Below are 19271 nucleotides of genomic sequence, written 5' to 3' on the forward strand. Positions count from 1 at the left end.
TTGCTGCTGGTACACCGCCGGTGGTCAGGAGGTTCCGGTCGCCAGCTCCACTGCACGGGCCTTGTCGACCACCCCTTCGAGACGGAACGTGACACCGTTGCGCTCCCAGACCAGTGTCGGTCCGGCGATCCGTACGACGCGTTCGTCGACCAGGATCAGCTGGTGCGGCGTACGGAACCAGAAGCCCGGGATCTCGGGGACGTAGTCGAGTCCGCCGTAGTACTGCTTGATGTACCTGGGCTCGATCCCGGACTGGAACTGCTCCAATCGCACACCGCCCCAGCTGATCGCCAGGAAGCCTTTTGAGGCCTCTACACCCGTCGGCGTACCCAGTGCCCTGGGGAGCTGTGGCGTGAAGCCAGCGACGCGTGCAGCGGCCTCCAGTGACATGTGACCGCCCACCGTCGGAGGTGGTGGTGCAGTGCTCGGCCCGGTGCCCACTGGCTCCGCCTGGACTCCCCCGATGTGCAGCCACTCCGCAACCGTCGCGCGTACCGGAGGGGTGAGCGCGGCGCCCGCGATCAGGATGAGAAAGCCGGCCAGGAACGTCCGCCACCGGTCCCGCAGCCGCTTCCGCACCGGGATGCCTGCGACCCGTGACAGCACTGCAGCGGTCAGGCCGTCGTCTGCGGGAGGTACGACGGCTGAGCGTCCGACGGACCGCAGTTCGTCTTCGAGACTCATCGCTGCACCTCCTTGTCGGGTAGAGCGTCACGCAGCCGGCCCAGTGCGCGGTGCAGTCGTGACTTGACGGTTCCGCGCGGCCAGCCGAGTACTACCGCGGTCTCCTGCTCGTCCAGGTCCAACAGGTACCTGCAGGTCACCACCAGCCGCATCTGCTCGGGCAGCGCGCGTACGGCGGTCAGCAACTCGGTACGACGCTCCAACGACACAGCCACGTCAGCTGGATCCAGTACGACGTCCAGCGGCGCCGCAAGCTCCTCCCGGCGCGCCCGGCGTCCACGAGCACGCAGAACGTTCCGGGTCTCGTTCGCCACGATCCGCAACAACCAGGGCCGGAACGCCGCACCCTCCCGGAACCCACCGAGCGCCCGGTACGCCTTGACGAACGCCTCCTGCACCACGTCGTCCGCATCCGCTCCAGCGCCCAGGAACACCGCGGTCCGCTTCGCCACGGAGGCATGCCGATCCACCAACTCGCCGTACGCAGTAGACTCCCCACCACGCACCCGAGCCAAGATCGCAGCTTCGTCACCCAGACTGATCCAGAGCCTCCTGTCTACTTCCAGACACTGGCACTACACCGCCGATCATCTCCAGGTTCCCGTGTATAGGGTCGGGGTCGTGCCTGATATCGACGCAAGCTTTCTCGCTCTCCCCCGGCAGGAGTTGGCGGCGGCCGCTCTGCAGCGGGCCCGTGACCTCGGGGCCACGTTCGCCGAGTTCCGGCTGGAGCGGATCCGGTCCGAGTCCATCTCCCTGCGCGACAGTGTGCTGGAGAGCGCGAAGGACGACGAGGACCTCGGTCTCGCCGTCCGCGTGATCCACGACGGCACCTGGGGGTTCGCCGCCGGCGTCGCGCTCACCACCGACGAAGCGGTCGGCCTGGCCGAGCAGGCCGTGAACATGGCCCAGGTGTCCCGGCCGATCAACGCCGAGACGATCGAGCTCGCCGACGAGCCCACGTACGACGACGTCACCTGGATCTCGTCGTACGAGATCGACCCGTTCAGCGTCCCGCGGGCCGAGAAGGTCGCGCTGCTCACCGACTACAGCGACCGGCTGCTCAAGGCCGAGGGCGTCGCCCACGTGAGCGTCCACGTCGCCACCATCCACGAGTGCAAGTACTACGCGAACACCGCCGGTACGTCGTACACGCAGCAACGCGTCCGCATCGGCCCCGACATCACCGCGCACGCCGTCGCCGAGGACCGGTTCGACTCGATGTCCTCCACCGCCCCGCCGGCCGGTCGCGGCTGGGAGTACATGACCGGCACCGGCTGGAACTGGGACGAGGAACTCGCCCAGATCCCCGGCTGGCTGGCCGAGAAGATGGCCGCGCCGACCGTCGAGGCCGGCACGTACGACGTCGTCATCGACCCGTCCAACCTGTGGCTCACGATCCACGAGTCCATCGGTCACGCCACCGAGCTCGACCGCGCGCTCGGCTACGAGGCGAACTACGCGGGCACCAGCTTCGCCACCCTCGACCAGCTCGGCACCCTGAAGTACGGCTCGCCCGTCATGCACGTCACCGGCGACCGCACCGCGGAGAACGGCCTGTCCACGGTCGGGTACGACGACGAGGGCGTCGCGGGCCAGCAGTGGGACCTGGTCAAGGACGGCATCCTGGTCGGGTACCAGGTCGACCGCCGGATGGCGAAGAAGAACGAGGACGTGCTCGGCACACCGCGCTCCAACGGGTGCGCGTACGCCGACTCGTCCGGCCACATCCCGATCCAGCGGATGGCCAACGTCTCGCTGCAGCCCGCCGCGGACGGCCCGTCCACCGAGGAACTGATCAGCCGGGTGCAGAACGGGATCTACATCGTCGGCGACAAGTCCTGGTCGATCGACATGCAGCGGTACAACTTCCAGTTCACCGGCCAGCGGTTCTACAAGATCACCGACGGCAAGCTCGAGGGCCAGCTCCGCGACGTCGCGTACCAGGCCACGACCACCGACTTCTGGGGATCGATGGAAGCCGTCGGCGGCCCGCAGACGTACGTTCTCGGCGGCGCCCTCAACTGCGGCAAGGCCGAGCCCGGACAGTCCGGCGCGGTCAGCCACGGTTGCCCGTCCGCACTGTTCCGCGGCGTCCGCATTCTCAACACCACTCAGGAGGCCGGCCGGTGACGGGCATTCAACTGACCCCGCAGGACACGATCGAGCGGGGCCTCGCCCTGGCCGCGGCCGAGGGCGCCGACGGTTGCGTCGTACTCGTCGCCGAGACGTCCAGCACCAACCTGCGCTGGGCGAACAACACCCTGACCACGAACGGCGCGATGCGCGGCTCGAGCGTGACCGTGATCGCCACGGTCGGCGCCGGCGAGGGTACGGCGGCCGGCATCGTCGGCCGCTCCTCGGTCACCGACGACTCGTTGCGCGAGATCGTGTCCGCCGCGATCGCGACCGCCCGCGCCGCGGGCCCGGCCGAGGACGCCCGCCCGCTCGTCGACGGTGCAGTGGGTGCGGACTGGGATCTCGAGCCGGAGGAGACGTCCGTCGGCGTGTACGAGAAGTTCGCGCCGTCACTGGGCGAATCGCTCAAGCGGGCCACCGACGAGAAGCGCAGGCTGTACGGGTTCGCCAACCACGAGGTCGTGACGCTGTACGTCGGTTCGTCAACGGGACTGCGGCTGCGCCAGGCGCTCCCCCGCGGGTACGTGTCGTCGACCGGCAAGAACACCGACCTGAGCCACTCGGCCTGGGTCGGCACCGCCACCCGCGACTTCACCGACGTCGACGCGCTCGCGCTCGACGCCGAGCTCACCCGCCGGCTCGGCTGGGCGCAGCGGACCGTGCCGGTCGACGCCGGCCGGCACCCGACGATCCTCCCGCCGGCAGCGGTCGCGGACCTGATGACGTACCTGTTCTGGCAGCTCGACGGCCGGGACGCCTTCGAGGGCCGGACCGTGTTCTCCAAGGCCGGCGGCGGCACGCGGCTCGGTGACACGCTGTCGTCACAGCCGGTTTCACTGCACTCCGACCCGGCGCTGCCCGGCCTGGAGGCCTTCGCGTTCGCGGTGGCGCGTTCGTCCGGCGGCTCGTCTAGCGTCTTCGACAACGGGCTCACGCTCGCGGCCACGGACTGGATCCGCGGCGGCAAACTCGAGCACCTGATGACCAGCCGGCACACCGCCGGCCTGATCGGCGCGCCCACGGCCACCCCGGACATCGAGAACTACGTGGTCTCGGTCGACGGGGCAACTGGCTCGACCGACGACCTGGTCGCCGGACTCGACAACGGACTGCTCGTGACCTGCCTGTGGTACATCCGGATGGTCGACCCGCAGACACTGCTGCTCACCGGCCTCACCCGCGACGGCGTCTACCTGGTCGAGAACGGCGAGGTCACCGGGGCCGTCAACAACTTCCGCTTCAACGAAAGCCCGGTCGACCTGCTGGCCCGCTTCACCACGGCCGGCGCGACCGTTCCGTCGTACTCGCGGGAATGGGGCGACTACTTCTCCCGCACCGCGACCCCGCCGCTGCTGGTCCCCGACTTCAACATGTCGAGCGTCAGCCAGGCGAACTGACCTACTGCTTGGTGAGTCCTACTCGCCACAGCACGCGGTCGCCTTCGTGGTACGGCGTGAGCTCGTCGAGCTGCCAGTGCTCGGCGAGCTCACGCACCAGGTCCTCGTCGAAGAAACGGCCGACGAAGCCGTCGTGCACCGACAGTCCGTCACCGAGCTGCCGCCAGTCCCGGGCGCACGGGTCGCCGGTCGACCACACGGCGTACACGAAGACCCCGCCCGGGCTGAGCACCCGGCGGATCTCGGCGACGAGTGATCGCAGCTCGGACGGCGAGAACGCCATGTTCAGCAGGAGATTCGCGAACACCGCGTTCACCGCGCCGTCGGCCGGCGGCAGCGGGTCGCGGACATCGTGCAACGCGGCGGTGACGCGGTCGTCGAGCCCTTCACGCTGCGCCTCGTGCCGCAACTGGTCGAGCGCCGTCTCACTGAAGTCGGTGGCGTGCACGCTGAATCCCTGTCTGGCCAGGAAAAGCGCGTCCCGGCCGTGGCCGGCGCCGAGCTCCAGCACGTCATCGATGCCTGCGGCACCGAACCTCTCCACAGCCTGCCGCGCGGCGGCCGATGGCTCGAGTCCGTGCAGTTGCGGGCGTTTCGCGTACGCCGAGTCCCAACGTTCCTGCTGAGCTCTCGCGAGCTCGACATGCCCTGATTGCCCTGTATGCATGGTGCTCCCCGTGTTCGTCACGCCGGTCTGGACGATCGGCAGACCGCGCCAGCCTACGTCAGAACTTTGAGTAGACGTACTCAAGCGGCGGACCGTTCCTTCTCGGGACAGTGGACAAGACCCGAGGAGGACTCGATGCCGACCGCCGCCATCACCTGCCCCACCTGCCGCACCCAGCTCCACCTGACGCTCGAGCCCGCCCCTTATCCACAGCCTTACCCACAACCCGAACTCCGCCTCCCCACACCCCCACCCCACCTCGGCATCCACCCACCCCCTCCCCCAGCACCCCCTGCTGCACCTCCTGCCGCACCGCCTGCCGCACCGCCTGCCGCACCGCCTGCCGCACCGCCTGCCTCTGCGCCTGTTGCGGCCCGTGCTGGCAGGCCTGCATCCGGAACCCGCCCGCCGTACCCGACCACCTTCGGCGACCCCCGCCCGCTCCCCCAACCCCCGAGCAACCAACCCCCGCGACCTTCCCGGATCCGCCGCCTCAGCCCCCAGGCCACCCTCCTCACCCTCGGCGTGCTCCTCCTCCTGGCAGCCGGCGTCACCTTCCTCGCCGTCAACTGGGACAGCCTCCCCGTCGCCGCCCAGGCCGCGATCATCGGCACCCTCGCCGCCCTCTCCTTCGCCGCCTCCATCCCCGCAAGCCGCCGCGCCCTGGCCGGCACCGCCGAGGCCCTCGGCATCCTCGGCACCGGCCTGCTCACCGTCGACCTGTACGGCGCCCGCGCCCTCGGCCTGATCCCGCCCACAGCCGTCGACGGCGTCACGTACAGCGCGATCGTCTTCGCAACCATCGCCGTACTCGCCCTCCTGATGACCCGCCTCGCCCCCAAGGTCGTCACGTACGGCGTCACCACCGTCATCGCCGCCCAATTGCCGATCCCGCTGGTCCTGATCGACCGGACCAGCCTCCCGGTCCTCCTCGGCGCACTCCTGGTCCAGGTCGTCGGCACGCTGATCCTGTCCGCGAAGGGCACCGCGATCGTCCGCCGTACCGGCTCCGTCACCGCGACCGTCGTCTTCTGCGGCATCCTCGGAGCCGGCATGACCCGCACCCTCGCGGGCCTCCTGACCACGACCACCCTCTCGATCACGATCGCCACCGCCGCAGTCGTCTGCCTCGCCGCCGCGACCGGCATCGCGATCCTCCACAAGCGCCCGCTCCCCGCGGCGTTCCCCTCCGGTTTCGGCGAATTCGTCTGCGCCGCAGCCGCCGCCTTCGCGGTCGCCACCACGCTCCCTCAGCTCCCCGGCCCGAGCCGCTGGTTCACCACCGCCCTCGCCACGGCCCTCGCCATCACAGAACTCGTCGCGGCTCGCCGTACCGGCAAACTCGCGATCATCCTGCACACAGCCACCATCACGGTCGCCGCCGTCGACCTCACGTACTGCCTGGCCACGGACGACATCCGCCAACTCGGCTACCTGGCCGCGATCCTCGCCGTACTGGCCGTCCTCGCCGCCGTCCGCAAACTCACCGACCCGGTCCCCAGCGCCGCCGTCGCCAGCCTGAGCGCCCAACTCGCGATCGTCCTGTTCGCCTTCGACGGGTACGTCGGAACGTGGCCGGCCGCCGTCGCGCTCGCCGCTGTCGCCGCCATCGGCATCGCGGTCACCTGCGGGTACGTCGCCAAGCCGCTCGAACCCGTACTACTCACCACCGCCACCTGCGCCGCCGTACTGGCCGAAATCGCCGCTGTCTCGGCATCACCCTTCACAGCAACCGGTGTGGTCCTCACCATCGTCGCCGCCCCACTGATTGCCTACGGCATGAACCCGCGCCGCCGCCCTGCCCTGCTCCTGGCCGCGCTCCTGCTCGTCATCGCCAACACCACCTTCATGCTCGGCGCCGACAAGCACACCCTCGAGTGGTACACCATCCCGCCCGCTCTCATTCTCCTCGCCGTCGGAATCGTTGCCTGGCGCAACCAACCCAGCTGGGTCTTCCTAGGCCCCGGCCTGATGCTGGGCCTGGCCCCCTCCGCCCTCGCCGCCGACACCACCGACAACTGGCTCCGCGCAACCCTCGTAGTAGCCGCCGCCGTCCTCCTGATCCTGCTGGGCGTCCGCCGCTCCCTCCAGTCCCCCTTCATCATCGGCGCCGCAGCAGTAGCCAAAATCGGCATCGCCCAATTCCTGGAAGTAGCCCCCCTAATCCCCCGCTGGATCACCCTCGCCACCGCCGGCCTAATCCTCCTAACCACAGGAGCCACCTACGAACGCCGCCTAACCCAAGCCAAACAAGCCACCCGCTGGATATCAAACCTCCGCTGACACAAACGTTTGCCGCGACGCGCTGGCACGGCACCCTCCGCCGACCGCCCCAACGCATAATGAGACTGTTGGCTACTGCGTTGGGGGACGCATGTCCGATCCTCTACACCAAGGAACGCCCGACGGCTCCTACCTGGCGCCGGTGCTTCTCGCGCTCCGAGGGCATGAGGGACTGACCGTCAAACGTCTGGCCGCGCCGGGTACCGCCCAGAACCTCCTGCGCCTTCCGATCGTCCAGAACAAGGCTGTCCAGACCGGTCGGAAGCCTGCCCAGGCGGCGATCAGTGTGATCGCTGAACAGGTCGCGGAACTCGAGTCGCCGACCGACCGCATCATCGCCGACGCGATTCTCAACCTGGGCATCTATCTCGAGACCTACAAGTCCCGGAAAGACATCTCCCTCCGGGATCTGCACCGCCTGGCCGGCGGCGGTGTGGGCGATCGGCGACTCGCCCTCGTGAATCAATGGCATGCGCTCCACCGCGCGCTCGACGCAGCACCTCCGGCCGGGCCGGCACCCGGCGAACACACACTCCGCAGCCGCCTCGAACGAGAAGTCTTCGAACGACTGAGTACCTTGCTCGTCAATCCGAGGTCGACGTTCGAGGTCTCCGCACCTGGCGAACCGCTCGCGATCTCGACGGCGCAGACCGTCGACGCCACCGCGGCCGGGAAGGTCATCGTGGTCGGCGGGGCCGCCTTCGACCACACCTGGCGCATCGGTTCGGTGCCGCCCGTAGGAACCTCCACCATGGCGATGGCGTTCGCCCGTACCCCCGGCGGCAAAGGCGTCAGTCAGGCCGTCGCGGCCGCCCACCTGGACCTCGACGTGTCCCTGATCGCCGCGGTGGCGGGCGACGACGACGGCCGCGAGATCGAGGCCCACCTCGAACGCGAAGGCGTCGACATCTCGCTGCTCCACCGAGTCGAGCGACCCGGCGCCAGAACGCCGGCTACCGGAATCTACGAGCTGCCGTACGGCAACAGCTCAGCCGCGGTGTTCCGCGACATCGAGCTGGGCGTCGCCACCATCGATCGGCATGCCGACGCACTGTCCGCCTGCGACGTACTGCTACTGACCTTCGAGCTCCCGCAGTCGGTCTTGAAACGGGTTCTCGACGTGGTCGCTGACGCGGCGGCTCCGCCCGTCGTGATCGTCACACCGGGGCAACCGTATTCGGACGGGCACCTGGTCAGCCCGCTGCTCCAGCAGATCGACTACCTCGTCGCACACCTGTGGGAGCTCGAGGGGTTCGCCTTCTCCGACGAAGCGAAGTACGACCCTGAACTGCTCAGCGACGACCTCCTGAGCCGGGGCCTGAGATCCCTGTGCCTGCTGAGCGTTCCCGATGGCGGCAGCGTCTACGAGCAAGGTAGGGCGACAGCACTGCCCAGACCGCACCGGAACATCCAGGAAGCGTCGATCACCCGGGATGCCTTCTGCGCCGCGCTGGCCGCCCGCCTGATCGAGGACCGATCCCGCACGGACAACACCTTCCTCTGGGCAGCCGCCGCAATGGCAAGCTTCGCCGACACCTACCACCGGGCCCCCACCACCCGACCGTCCCGTGCGACCGTCGAAGAACACTACGCCGCCCAACTGCCACGCGACGCGGCCAGCTGAATCTGCCAACTGGCAAGCCGGCCACCGAATTGGCAAAGCCCACCGCCCGACAGGCCGGTCCGACGGCGCCAAAGTCGGACTGCGGCGCCACAAATCCGACTCTGGCGGCCACAACTGCTCCTGTCACGCTCGAAGCAGAGGCACCACAGCGCCTTCAGCGGAGTCGGCAGGGAGTCCGAGCCCGGAGCCCGCCGGCCGCGCGAGATCGAGGATCGAGGGACGCCATGGCGACCAACCAGGCACTCGCATTGATGCTCATCTTCGGCTTTTCGTTCGCGATCGCCAAGAACTGGAGGAAGGTACTCGTCTTCCTCGGCGCACTGGCCATGACCGCGGCGCTCTTCGGCGTCTACTCCATCGTCGAGGCGGTCCGCGACATCGACACGATCCACAGCGACGTGGACCCCGCCGGCGTGCAGGCCGGGCACCCGGACACCACTGCACAGTCGGCCGCACCTCTAGGACGCTGACACACTTGGCGCCGTGGCCGGCGGGCCACGGCGCCTATCACAGAGATGGTGAGGCCCAATGCTCGACAGCAGCGAAGACCAGTCGGAGAAGGTGCGGGTGCTCGCCAACGCCCTCGAGAAACTTCGGACGCATGATGGCCTCACCGCCGAGCGTCTCCGCGCGGACCGCACGGTAGCCGAGCCACTGCTGGGCCTCGCCGCGACCCGCCGCTACGCGAACGTCCACGAACTCGATCTTCCTGACGCGGCAGTTGCCTTGGTCTGCGACTGTGTCCGCGACGATCTCTACGATTCCCAACGGATCGTCGCGGACGCGGTGCTCGGGCTCGGTGTTCTCGGGCAGCCGCTCACGGAAGCCGGCATCGACACGCATGTCACCCGGGCTCTGTACGAGCTCGCCCTCGGCCGCCGCCGGGAGACGCTCCTGAGCCACTGGCATCCATTGCACGCAGCCCTGTCCGCAGCTCCGATCCCAGCGCCGAGCGACCGCTATCTGCGCGGTACGACGGAGTTGGCCGTACTGCGTGAGCTCGCGTACCAACTGGCTCGCCGGGACATCTACTCGGTCGGGGCGAAGAACGTCGTACGGACGGACACCGGACCCACCTCGGACAACTCGTCGCGTGGCCGGGTTGTGGTTGTCGGCGGCGCGGTGATGGACGCCACCTTCCGGACCAAGCAGCTTCCGGCTCCCGAGACATCGACCGAGGCGCTCGGCTTCAGCCTCTCCCCTGGTGGCAAAGGCCTGATGCAAGCAGTTGCCTCAGCGCGGCTCGGCCTGCACACCTCGCTCGTGGCCGCGGTAGCCACCGACCGGTTCGGTGACGCGATCGTCGACTACCTCGAGAGGGAGCACGTGGACACGTCGCTCCTCAAGCGGGTCCCGAACGCCGACACGCCCTTCACCGGGGTGTTCCAGCAACAGCTCGGCGACAGCATCGCCGTCAACTGGCGCAACGAGAAACAGATCCGCCTGGAGTCCAGCGACGTGTTCGACCGCCGCGAGGAGCTCACGGGAAGCGACGTACTCCTGGTCACGTTCGAGGTGCCCCGCGACACCTTGGAGGACACGGTCGCGCTGGCGCACGATCGGTCCGACGACCGTCCGATCGTGATCGTCACCCCCGGCCAGCCGTACACCGACGACGAGGTCTCGGCCGACACGCTCGCGCAGATCGACTACCTCGTCGCACACGCGTGGGAGTTGGAACCGTTCGCGCGCCACTCCGCGTTCGACCCCGACTCCGCGGCACGCACGCTGCTTGCCTTCGGCGTCAAGACTCTGTGCCTGCTCGTCACCGGCGGCTGCAACGCGTACTCACGTCCGATGCGCGACGTCCTCCAGATCGCCGCGCCCCCGGCGATCTACAAGGAGTCGTCGGTCGCTCGCGACGCCTTCTGTGCCGCACTGGCGGCCCAGCTGATCGACAACGAGAGCAAGTTCTCCGAGGACGTAGCCCGCTGGGCGACGGCTGCCATGTCGTGCGCGGCCTCCGATTTCCCACGCCGGAACTCGCTGCCGACCCGCCGACGCATCAACGATCTGCTCGAGGTGAGCCGGCACTGACCTCAGAAGAATCTCTTCAGCCGCTCGGGCAGGACCGGAAGATGGTCGGGACCGAGGGCCGTGACAAGTTGTCCCAGCCGATCCTGGACCTCGTCCTGGTCGAGCTCCTCGGGACCGAGCCGGAGACTTGCCTCGTAGGAGACCCCGTAGGTCGTGCGGATGCTGCTGTGGGACGAGCACAGGACACCTTCGCCGGCGAAGGTCAGGGACTGGTCGCACGTCAGGTCGACGATTCGCCGGTCAGGGTTCTCCGGAGGCCCGATCTCCAGCCAGCAATGATCCGGAAGGCTCTCCGATGACTCACGCACGGCCCACACATCGCCGTAGCAATAGACCGCCGGTAGGTGGTGAACTTCGGTCAGCACCGCCAGCAGCCAGGCGGAGGTCACGCCGCACTGACCCGTCGAGGGTCGATCTCTGTGATCGGCGAAGCGCCAATGGACCGTCTTCTCGCCCCACGCCGTCGAGATGAGGGCTCGGTACGCCGGCAGCCGCGCTGCCCAGCACGAGCAGGCCGCAGTAGCAGGGCAACCACACAGAGTCACCCGCGCGATGCTAGCAGGCTCGGCTCAGCGGAGGATGCGGTGCTGCTCCTCCGGCGCCAAACGTTCCGTCGCGCCGCGGATCCGGCAGCAGAAGATCCAGGAGTCGTCGAGGTCGACCACGCTTCTCCTGGCCCGCCGATCCGCCGCGCAGAGTTCGTCGATACTCCGGATCGCCGGAAAGGCCACTCGCATCTGGCGCAGGCTCATATAGCTGCCGCGGTAATACAGGTACGGCCGGGCTCGGACAGTTATCCAACGCTGCCAATTCGACGCCAAGTAGCTGGATCCGGTGAACCCCAGGTTCGGGTCCACGACTGTCGTCAACAGTTTGACGTCGCCGCGCTTCTGGAAGTACTTGCGCACCTGCGCGAGAAGGTACGACACCGCGTTCGGAGGCGCCGCGTCGAACGAGTACACCCGGGACAGATCCCAGACCGACTCCTGCGGCAAGCCGAACTGCAGAGCGAGCTGGTCCGCCACCCGCTTCCACTCCAGTGGCGAGACGCTGCACAGGGTCACCGGCGTACCGCTGATCTTGTCGACCAGGGCGAAGTTGAGAGAACCGCGTCTGGCGTTCCGCAGGTAGTGCAGGCTGCCCAGGACCCGATCGGCGTCCTCGCCGACCTTCCGGAACTCGAGGTCCGACAGGGAATACTCCCGCCGAGGAATCAGGTGACGAACTGCATGCTGATCCCTGCGCAGCCGGGCCGCGTTGCTGGTGACAACGGCCAGCGCACCCAGGTAACCCACGCGACCCGCGGAGTCCGCGTAGCAGGGCAGGTGCAGCCGGGTCCGTACGACGAGTTCGCGCCGGCTCACGCCCCACAGCGGCGGCGCGAGATCGAGCAGCCGGTCCGTGAATTGCGTGCGGGAATCCTCCGTACGAAATGTGCGCGGCAACTCGGGATTCAGGTAGGCGTTATCGGCTTTCGCGACGACGGCAGTCGTCAGCATGATCGACTGCCGACCGTAGAGATGATTTCTTGCGAGAATTTCCAGCGGGCAGCCTGACGGCATTTCATGAATTGCCGGCCGCAGAAATTCTGGCCGGCCTGCGTGGCGGACTGAGGCACGATCGCCCTCCCCATCTGCTCTTCCGCCGCGCCCCCTGCGCGACGGCAACGAGTTCACTGGAGATTGTGGGCGCTGACTTATTCCGTTGGCAAGATCATTTCTAAATACACCGACTGAACGGTGTGCAAGGGGTTTGGAATGGTGCCGGTTACCGGTATCGGTGGACGGGTGTCCAGGTCGGTGTAACCGAGTGTCAGGCGGTATCCGTTCAAGGGATAACGCAGGAACGACTCAGCGGTCAGCGCGGTCGCCGCCAGTCGGGCGGTGTATTCGGGGTGTTTTTCGGTGTAGCGGTGTACTTCGCCGCGAACTACACCCCAGAAGGTTTCTTCCGGGATCAGGTGGTGGGCGGCGAGGGGGTTGAGGACGCCTAGGAGGAGGGCGTCTACGACGTACTGGCGGAGGATGGGCCAGGGTTTTCTGGGGAGGACTCTCGTGTGGGAGTCGGGTTCGGGGCCTCGGGCAACTATGGGGTCGGTGGAGAGGTTGATGTCGTCGACCAGGTCCTTGATGACGAGGCGGGTGGGGAGGCCGGTGGGTGAGCAGATGACGGCGAGGTTTTCACCGTGTGGGTTGACCGTGATGCCGTAGTGGTGAAGTAGGTGGAGGAGGGGGCGTAGGAGGGTGGAGAGGAGGTGGGCGAGCCAGGTTTCGGCGTTGGTGCCGGAGCGAGCGATCGCGGCTGATGCGAAGCCAGGATGGAGTACGGCGGCCAACGGCCACACCGTCTCGCCGGCTTGGAGGCGGGGGTCGACGGGGTCGCGCCAGATGACGCCCAGGGTTTCGGTCCACTGGTAGGGGATGCCGGGGTGGGTGGAGAGTTCGGGGTGGGGGACGGTGACGGAGGCGACCTCGCCGAGGAGTTCGGTGCCTAGTTGCTGGAAGGTTTCGTCGCGGGACCACAGGCCGCGGAGCCATTGGGTGATCATCGGGGCGGCGAGTGTGCAGTGTTCGGGGATGCCGCGGTAGACCGAGGTGTTCAGGATTTTCAGGGGGAGCTTGACCTGGTAGCGCGAAGGGTTCGAGATGTTGACCATCGTGCGGATCGACTGGGTCGGGAGGTACTCGTCGGGGCTCTCCCCCAGCACCACGATCTCCCCGGTGGCGAGTTCGCGGGCCCACTGGGTGCGGATGACGTGGTCCAGCTGCCACGGGTGGCACGGGAGCCAGACGTACGCGTCCGGGTCGTCCAGCTGCGCGCGGAACGCCGCTATGGTCTCCGGGTCCAGCTCCCTCGCGATGACCGAGTGTTCCGAGAGGTCCGGCGTACCGCGGAACTCGGCGAGACCTCGTCGTACGGCGAGCCAGACGAGGTGCAGCGGCGTACGGGCTTCTGGGGCGTACTGCTCGCTGTCGGCGGCTGAGAAGCCCAGGCGACCCTTATTGGCGACCAGGAGCGGGTGCCCGGTCAGGTGTCCTTCCAGCCGCGTGTGGTGCAGCTCAAGCAACTCAGCAGCGGGCAGCGCCGTAGAGGCCATCCGTACGTCGGCCGCGAGCGTGCTCGTCAGCTCGGCGACGTACCCGGCCACAGTGGACCCGTCGACCCCTAGTACGTCGGCAGCGTCGACGAAGAACCGGATCGGGTCGGTGGCGATCTCACTCTCGTCGTTGCCGAGAATGCCGGCCGTCGTACGTCGGATCGACGTCGGATCGACCCGCCAACTGCCGAAGCCACCACGCGTCGCCTCGAACACGTAGGAGACCGCCCCGAGCTCCAGACGGTTGTCGACGGGCTCCAGCAGCCCTTCCGTGCAGAACTGGGAGATCAGCTTCGCCAGCAACTCCGACGAGCACTGGGTCCAGACACTCATCCAGGGATCGCAAACGTCGTGTACGCGGTGGACTTGGGCAGCCGGAACACCTCTCGGCCGGCCACGCTGTTCAGGATGGTCGCGTTGCGGATCGCTCCGATGCCGAGGTCCGGTGCCGCGACGCCGTGGCTGTGCAGGTCGGCGTTCGCGACGAAGATCCGCCCCTCCAAGGCCCCTCGCACGCTGTGGTCGCGGTTGATGATCCAGCGCCCGGCAGCGTCGTGATCGATCTGCGACTGCAGCGACTCCAGGAACGGCAGCGGACGGTTCCGATAGCCGGTTGCCGCGACGACGGCGCTGGTCATGTGCTGGAAGGTCTTGCCGCTGTCGGCGTGGAGCATCGTCAACTCGAGACCGTCGGCACGAGCGACTGCGGACACGACGCCGACTCCTACCTGCAGCTCGACCGGAGCGGCGCTCAGGTCCCGCGAGTAAAGGATGTCGTGGATGTCCTCCAGGGTCTCCGACGAAATGCCCTTGTAGTGCCGCCACTGGTCCTTCACCAGTTGGTCACGCACGGGCTCGTCCAGAGCGTGGAAGTAGTCGACGTACGACGGTGTCGTCATCTCCAGCACAAGCTTCGAGTAGTCCAGGGGTGTGAACGCCGCCGTGCGTGTCAGCCAGGAGACTGCCGGAGCATCGGAGCGGAGCAGGTCCAAGAAGCACTCAGCGCCCGACTGTCCCGAGCCGACCACCGTCACCCGACCTGTGCGCAGCAGATCGTCCCTGCGGAACAGGTAGTCGGCAGAGTGTGCGAATCGTTCCGTAGGGAGCCCTGCCAGCGCGGCAGGTACGAACGGCTCGGTGCCGACGCCGACCACCAGGTGCCGAGCCTCGAACTGCTCGACGCTGTCACCGCGCTCCACGGTCAGCTCAAACGATGTACCGTTCCACACCGCTTCCCGCACGTGGTGACCGAAGTGCAGTGAGTCCAGCTGTGCCGCACACCACCGCAGGTACGTTTCGTACTCCCGCCGCGTCGGATGGAACTTCTCCCGCACGTAGAACTGATACAGCCGGTCGTTGTCCTTCAAGTACGACAGAAACGACAGGTGGTGCGCCGGCTCGACCAACGACACCAGATCCGCCAGGAACGACACCTGCAGCATCGCGTCCTCGAACATCAGCCCGCGATGCCAGGTGAACTCAGGCCGGCTGTCGAGCACAGCCAGCTGTACGTCGTCCACGCCGTCCGCCAGTGCGGCCAGTCCGAGGTTGAACGGCCCGCAGCCGATCGCAATCACGTCGTACATGTCATGCCTCCCTGCACGGCCCGGGTACGGACCATCAGTAGTGCTGTCTTCTCGGGTAGCTGTAGCTGCCCGTGCTGGACGAATCCGGCCGCGGCGAACGCGCGGACCGAAGGGGTGTTCTCGATATCCGGTTCGGCGACCACCTGGGCACAGGCCGGCTCCGCGCGCAGCACCTCGTCGACGAGCCATCGCAGGAGCCGCCGCCCGAGGCCCTGGCCGACGCGCGCGATGTCACCGATCGCCACGTGCACGCCCCTGTCCTCCTCGCCGTACGCGTAGTACTCCGCAAGGCGGTCGTGCCGGACCCGGTACAACTCGACGTACGCGAACTCCTCCGCGTCCGCCGCGACCAGGTACGGCGTGGAGTGCTCCCCCGCCGCCTGTTGCTCGATCTCCTGCGCCCAGCGCTCCACCGACCAGCCCTGATGCCACCAGCGCCGGATGTGCGGCTGCGCCATCCACAGGGCGATCCGCGGGGCGTCGGACGGGCCTGCCGGCCGCAGGTCGAATGAGGTCACAACAGCGGGTTAGGGATGTCGAGGTAGACGGACTGTGCGTCCAGTGGCGCCACTACCTCGTCAATGCCCCGCAGCCGGGTCAGCATGTTCGCCTTGCACGGCAGCGTCTTCGCTTCGAGCCAGCGCCGCGCCAGCCGATCCCCAGAAGGTCCAGCAGCCTTGAGCAGCGGCAGAGCGAGTGTCAGCCGCTCGCGCACCACACCGAGCAGCTCACCCTCGTCCGCGATCCCGTCCGCCGCCAGACAGCCCACCACGGCCAGCGCCTGGTTGTGCAGCAGGTAGTAGGTCAGTCGATCGTCGACAATCGGGTCGTCGACAACCGCCAACGTCGAGTCGCGCAGGCCGGTGATTGTCAACAATCCACGCAGGTACGACGAGGCGAGGTAGTACCCCTGGTTGTCCCGGTACGCACCACCCTTGATCCGCCCCGCGCCGTCCAGCCGCACCAGCGTGTTCTGCTGATGCGCCTCGAGCCCGATGCCCGTCTCGGCGTACAGGTGCAGCATCGGGATCAGCACGTTGTCGATGTACGCCGCCGTCCAGCCCAACGGATCCTCGGCGGCAAAAGCACTCAACCGGCTCACACCGCCAGGACGTGGCGCGACGAGCCCTGCCAAGCAGGCGTAGCTGTTGACGTCCGCCGGAACCTCTCGAACGGCGACGTCCAGGCCGGTCAACAAAGGCCCACCCTCGTCAAGAGCCACCCAGGCCGGGTCGCGAACGATGGTGAAGCGCGGGTGCGCGGTCGCCGTCCCCGCGTTGTACGCCGCGTCGAGCAATCGATTGATCTCCAGCCCGCGCCGCAGCTCGGTCGGTGTCGACTCCCGCCGCGAGTTCGTGATCCGCAGACCGAGCGAGAGTTTCAGCATCACCGGCAGGTCCGGGTGAAACACGGTCCGCAAGCTGGACGTCGGGTACCACTGGGCACCGCCGGGTCCCAGTGCCTTCACACGACCGGCCGAGATCAGCGAGGCGACGCGCGGACGCTGCGCCACCGCTGCCGCCTGCCACGGATGGGCCGGGATCAGCACCCGGCCCGGCGACGGGGTGATACCGGCCAGCGCGCCCATCAGCTGCACAGCGTCCAGTCCCTGCAGCGAGGGCGCGCCGGCCACCTGGTCCGACGACACCAGTTCGGCGTCGGCTTCGAACCAGTGCACTGCGAAACGGCCACCGAGCTCCGGCGAGTACGCCGCCAGCTCGTCACCGCTCAGTCCGTCCCGGCTCTTCGGCGCCGGGTGGTTCAGGTGCCCGAACAGCAGCGCCTGTTCGAGTTCGAGGAAACGCCCCGGGCCGCGCTGCCCGTCGGCCAGCTCGACGAAGAGCGCGACGTTGCGCACCGACTCCGCCGTCCGCGCCGCGAGGTCGTCGATCTCGGCCGGATCCGCGTCCGCGGACAGCAACCGCACGAGCTCCTCGGGTTCGGCGGGTACGCCGTCCACCTGGACGTCGGTGAACTGGTGCAGCCCGGTCCGCGACGCATGCTCCACCCGCGCCGTCACCGTCGAGCCGCCGGCCTCCAGGGTCAGCGGCCCGACCGCGACCGGCACGGACGACTCCCGGGTGTAGCACCGCAGGATCGCGTTCAGATGCGCGTCTGCCGCAGTATCAGCCGCACTATCAGCCGCACTAGTCACGCCGCTCCTTCGCCGGTCAGGACGTCGAGGCCGGTGGCCACGACCTGGTCGAGCAGGTCCTCGATGTCCGTCGCGGTGGCGTTCGGGTTCAGCAGCGTCAGCTTCAACGCGACCGCCGCCGGGCGGCCGCCGCGGGCCGGCAGCTTGGTCCGGCCGATCAGCACCCGCCCGGAGGTCAGCAACCGGCGCCGGACCTCGCCCTGGACCGCGTCCAGTCCGGACGCGTCCAGGCCCTGCCCCGCGACCCGGAACAGCACCGTGGTCAGGGTCACCGGCGCCAGCAACTCGAGGTTGCTGTCGGCAACGACCCGGGCCGCGGCGGCGTGCGCGAGCTCGTGACAGGTGTCGACCATCGTTCCCAGTCCGGCCCGTCCGTATGCCGTCAGCGTGGTGGCAACCTTCACCGCGTCCGGCCGGCGCGTGGTCTGCAGGCTGCGGCCGAGCAGCCCGTCCAGCCCGGAGTCGATGTCGTCGGCCGGGTTCAGGTAGTCCACCGAGCGGTCGAACGCCGCGAACCGGCTCCGGTCCGCCACCAGCAGCACGCTGGTCGCGGCCGGCTGCCAGCCGATCTTGTGCAGGTCCAGCGTCACCGAGTCCGCGAGCGGTACGTCGGCGAGCAGCGGCGCCAGCCGGTCCGAGAACAGCGCCCCGAACCCGTACGCCGCGTCGACGTGCAGCCAGGCGCCGTACTGCCGGGCCAACGCGGCGATCGGCGCGATCGGGTCCACCGATCCGAAGTCCGTCGTACCGGCGGTAGCGATCACCGCCACCGGCGTCCGTCCGGGCATCGCCAGCTCCTCGGCCAGGACATCGGTCCGCATCCGGAAGTTGTCGTCCGAGGGGATCGTGATCGCGGCCTGCTCACCGAGCCCGAGGGCGGCGCAGGCTCGCTGGACCGAGAAGTGGGCGAGCTCGGAGCAGAACACGACCGGCCGGTCGAAGCCCTGCAGGCCGTTCCGCCGGACGTCGATCCCCGCGGCGGCGGCCGCGCTGTCGCGGGCGATCAGGATCGCGAGCAGGTTCGAGATCGAGCCGCCGGGGGTGAGTACGCCGTCCGCCTGCGGACCGAACCCGGCCAGCGACGCCAGCGCGCGGACGACCCACTGCTCGATCGCGAGCGTCGCGGGACCGGAATCGTAGGTGTCCATCGAGGCGTTCGAGGCCGACGCCAGCGCGTCCGCGTCGACCGCGACCTGCAGGACCGGCGGCTGCAGGTGCGCCGCGGCGTGCGGGTGGCTCAGGTCGATCCCGTGCTCGTCGAGCAGACCAGCGATCAGGTCGAGCGCGGCCGACTCCCCCACCCCGGTCGACGGGATCCGCGGCTCCCCCAGGACCTCGGCGGCGCGCCGCAGTACCGCTCCCGGCGAACCGTGCGGCAACGGTCCGCGCTCACGGTCCGAGACCGTCGAGGCCAGCGGCCAGCGAGCGGCGAACGGATCGCGAACAGGTGCGGGCAGCGCGGTGAGACGCGCGGGCTGCGACATCCAGATCTCCCGGGAAGTTGTCGAGTAAGGCAACCCTTACTAAGGCAGACCTAACCTTTGTCCCACGCACCCACGGTGTCAACTCGACCACGTCCGGAGTGGCGATCCTCACGATCGA

General features: G+C 68.3%; 16 protein-coding genes. 6 read left to right on the forward strand and 10 right to left on the reverse strand.

Annotated features, from left to right (window positions below):
* Positions 1-24 precede the first annotated feature (24 nt).
* Together E0H92_RS14875 and E0H92_RS14880 are read right to left on the reverse strand one after the other, a co-directional pair.
* Positions 25-684 (reverse strand): hypothetical protein, encoded by a 660-nt coding sequence (locus E0H92_RS14875; protein WP_131496656.1) that lies wholly within the window; start codon positions 682-684, stop codon positions 25-27.
* Entirely contained in the window at positions 681-1190 is a 510-nt protein-coding gene (locus E0H92_RS14880; RefSeq protein ID WP_238173437.1) for an RNA polymerase sigma factor, read from the reverse strand. The genes E0H92_RS14875 and E0H92_RS14880 overlap by 4 nt, the downstream gene beginning before the upstream one ends.
* Before the next feature lie 115 nt (positions 1191-1305).
* On the opposite strand from E0H92_RS14880, the gene E0H92_RS14885 reads away from it, so the two are divergent.
* Both E0H92_RS14885 and E0H92_RS14890 read left to right on the forward strand, forming a co-directional pair.
* Positions 1306-2817, forward strand: coding sequence for a TldD/PmbA family protein (locus tag E0H92_RS14885; RefSeq protein ID WP_238173438.1), 1512 nt, complete (start codon positions 1306-1308; stop codon positions 2815-2817).
* The gene (locus E0H92_RS14890) at positions 2814-4220 is read left to right on the forward strand and encodes a metallopeptidase TldD-related protein (protein ID WP_131496659.1); all 1407 of its coding nucleotides are present in this window, start codon (positions 2814-2816) and stop codon (positions 4218-4220) included. The genes E0H92_RS14885 and E0H92_RS14890 overlap by 4 nt, the downstream gene beginning before the upstream one ends.
* 1 nt (position 4221) lies before the next feature.
* Here the strand turns inward: E0H92_RS14890 and E0H92_RS14895 are convergent, their stop codons facing one another.
* Entirely contained in the window at positions 4222-4887 is a 666-nt protein-coding gene (locus E0H92_RS14895) for a class I SAM-dependent methyltransferase (protein WP_131496660.1), read from the reverse strand.
* Positions 4888-5412: 525 nt separating this feature from the next.
* Between E0H92_RS14895 and E0H92_RS14900 the strand changes: the two genes are divergently transcribed.
* The 4 genes from E0H92_RS14900 (at position 5413) to E0H92_RS14915 (ending at position 10831) form a co-directional block, all read left to right on the forward strand.
* A complete protein-coding gene (locus E0H92_RS14900; protein WP_165549796.1) occupies positions 5413-7170 on the forward strand; it encodes an SCO7613 C-terminal domain-containing membrane protein in 1758 nt (585 codons plus the stop codon).
* 91 nt (positions 7171-7261) lie between these two features.
* Positions 7262-8794 carry a PfkB family carbohydrate kinase gene (locus tag E0H92_RS14905; RefSeq protein WP_131462097.1) on the forward strand — a complete coding sequence of 511 codons (1533 nt, stop codon included), beginning with the start codon at positions 7262-7264 and terminating at the stop codon, positions 8792-8794.
* A 224-nt stretch (positions 8795-9018) separates the two neighbouring features.
* Entirely contained in the window at positions 9019-9264 is a 246-nt protein-coding gene (locus E0H92_RS14910; RefSeq protein ID WP_131462098.1) for a hypothetical protein, read from the forward strand.
* A 58-nt stretch (positions 9265-9322) separates the two neighbouring features.
* Complete coding sequence (locus tag E0H92_RS14915; protein ID WP_131496662.1) at positions 9323-10831, forward strand: PfkB family carbohydrate kinase; 1509 nt, start codon at positions 9323-9325, stop codon at positions 10829-10831.
* A gap of 2 nt (positions 10832-10833) precedes the next feature.
* Here E0H92_RS14915 and E0H92_RS14920 read toward each other — a convergent pair whose 3' ends face one another.
* The 7 genes from E0H92_RS14920 to E0H92_RS14950 all read right to left on the reverse strand — a co-directional run bounded on the left by E0H92_RS14920 (position 10834) and on the right by E0H92_RS14950 (position 19153).
* A complete protein-coding gene (locus E0H92_RS14920) occupies positions 10834-11139 on the reverse strand; it encodes a hypothetical protein (RefSeq protein WP_131462100.1) in 306 nt (101 codons plus the stop codon).
* 261 nt (positions 11140-11400) lie between these two features.
* Positions 11401-12330, reverse strand: a complete 930-nt coding sequence (locus E0H92_RS14925; protein ID WP_131462101.1) for a Mom family adenine methylcarbamoylation protein — start codon at positions 12328-12330, stop codon at positions 11401-11403.
* Positions 12331-12527: 197 nt separating this feature from the next.
* Positions 12528-14261, reverse strand: a complete 1734-nt coding sequence (locus tag E0H92_RS14930) for an IucA/IucC family protein (RefSeq protein WP_131496663.1) — start codon at positions 14259-14261, stop codon at positions 12528-12530.
* On the reverse strand, positions 14258-15514 hold the full coding sequence (locus tag E0H92_RS14935) for a lysine N(6)-hydroxylase/L-ornithine N(5)-oxygenase family protein (RefSeq protein ID WP_131496664.1): 1257 nt from the start codon (positions 15512-15514) through the stop codon (positions 14258-14260). Before E0H92_RS14935 ends, E0H92_RS14930 begins: the two co-directional genes overlap by 4 nt.
* Positions 15502-16032, reverse strand: coding sequence for a GNAT family N-acetyltransferase (locus tag E0H92_RS14940; protein ID WP_238152699.1), 531 nt, complete (start codon positions 16030-16032; stop codon positions 15502-15504). Before E0H92_RS14940 ends, E0H92_RS14935 begins: the two co-directional genes overlap by 13 nt.
* Entirely contained in the window at positions 16029-17669 is a 1641-nt protein-coding gene (locus tag E0H92_RS14945) for an IucA/IucC family protein (RefSeq protein WP_131462104.1), read from the reverse strand. Before E0H92_RS14945 ends, E0H92_RS14940 begins: the two co-directional genes overlap by 4 nt.
* Positions 17666-19153: a pyridoxal phosphate-dependent decarboxylase family protein gene (locus E0H92_RS14950; RefSeq protein WP_131496665.1), complete on the reverse strand. Its 1488-nt coding sequence runs from the start codon at positions 19151-19153 to the stop codon at positions 17666-17668. The genes E0H92_RS14945 and E0H92_RS14950 overlap by 4 nt, the downstream gene beginning before the upstream one ends.
* Positions 19154-19271 lie beyond the last annotated feature (118 nt).

The organism is Kribbella speibonae (assembly GCF_004331375.1).
Classification (GTDB): Bacteria; Actinomycetota; Actinomycetes; order Propionibacteriales; family Kribbellaceae; genus Kribbella; species Kribbella sindirgiensis.

Bases quoted from the DNA above. Each gene is read 5' to 3' on its own strand.
- E0H92_RS14935 (WP_131496664.1), bottom strand. From the start codon at position 15,514: ATGTACGACGTGATTGCGATCGGCTGCGGGCCGTTCAACCTCGGACTG.
- E0H92_RS14930 (WP_131496663.1), bottom strand. From the start codon at position 14,261: ATGAGTGTCTGGACCCAGTGCTCGTCGGAGTTGCTGGCGAAGCTGATC.
- E0H92_RS14925 (WP_131462101.1), bottom strand. From the start codon at position 12,330: ATGCTGACGACTGCCGTCGTCGCGAAAGCCGATAACGCCTACCTGAAT.
- E0H92_RS14915 (WP_131496662.1), top strand. From the start codon at position 9,323: ATGCTCGACAGCAGCGAAGACCAGTCGGAGAAGGTGCGGGTGCTCGCC.
- E0H92_RS14910 (WP_131462098.1), top strand. From the start codon at position 9,019: ATGGCGACCAACCAGGCACTCGCATTGATGCTCATCTTCGGCTTTTCG.
- E0H92_RS14895 (WP_131496660.1), bottom strand. From the start codon at position 4,887: ATGCATACAGGGCAATCAGGGCATGTCGAGCTCGCGAGAGCTCAGCAG.
- E0H92_RS14905 (WP_131462097.1), top strand. From the start codon at position 7,262: ATGTCCGATCCTCTACACCAAGGAACGCCCGACGGCTCCTACCTGGCG.
- E0H92_RS14875 (WP_131496656.1), bottom strand. From the start codon at position 684: ATGAGTCTCGAAGACGAACTGCGGTCCGTCGGACGCTCAGCCGTCGTA.
- E0H92_RS14950 (WP_131496665.1), bottom strand. From the start codon at position 19,153: ATGTCGCAGCCCGCGCGTCTCACCGCGCTGCCCGCACCTGTTCGCGAT.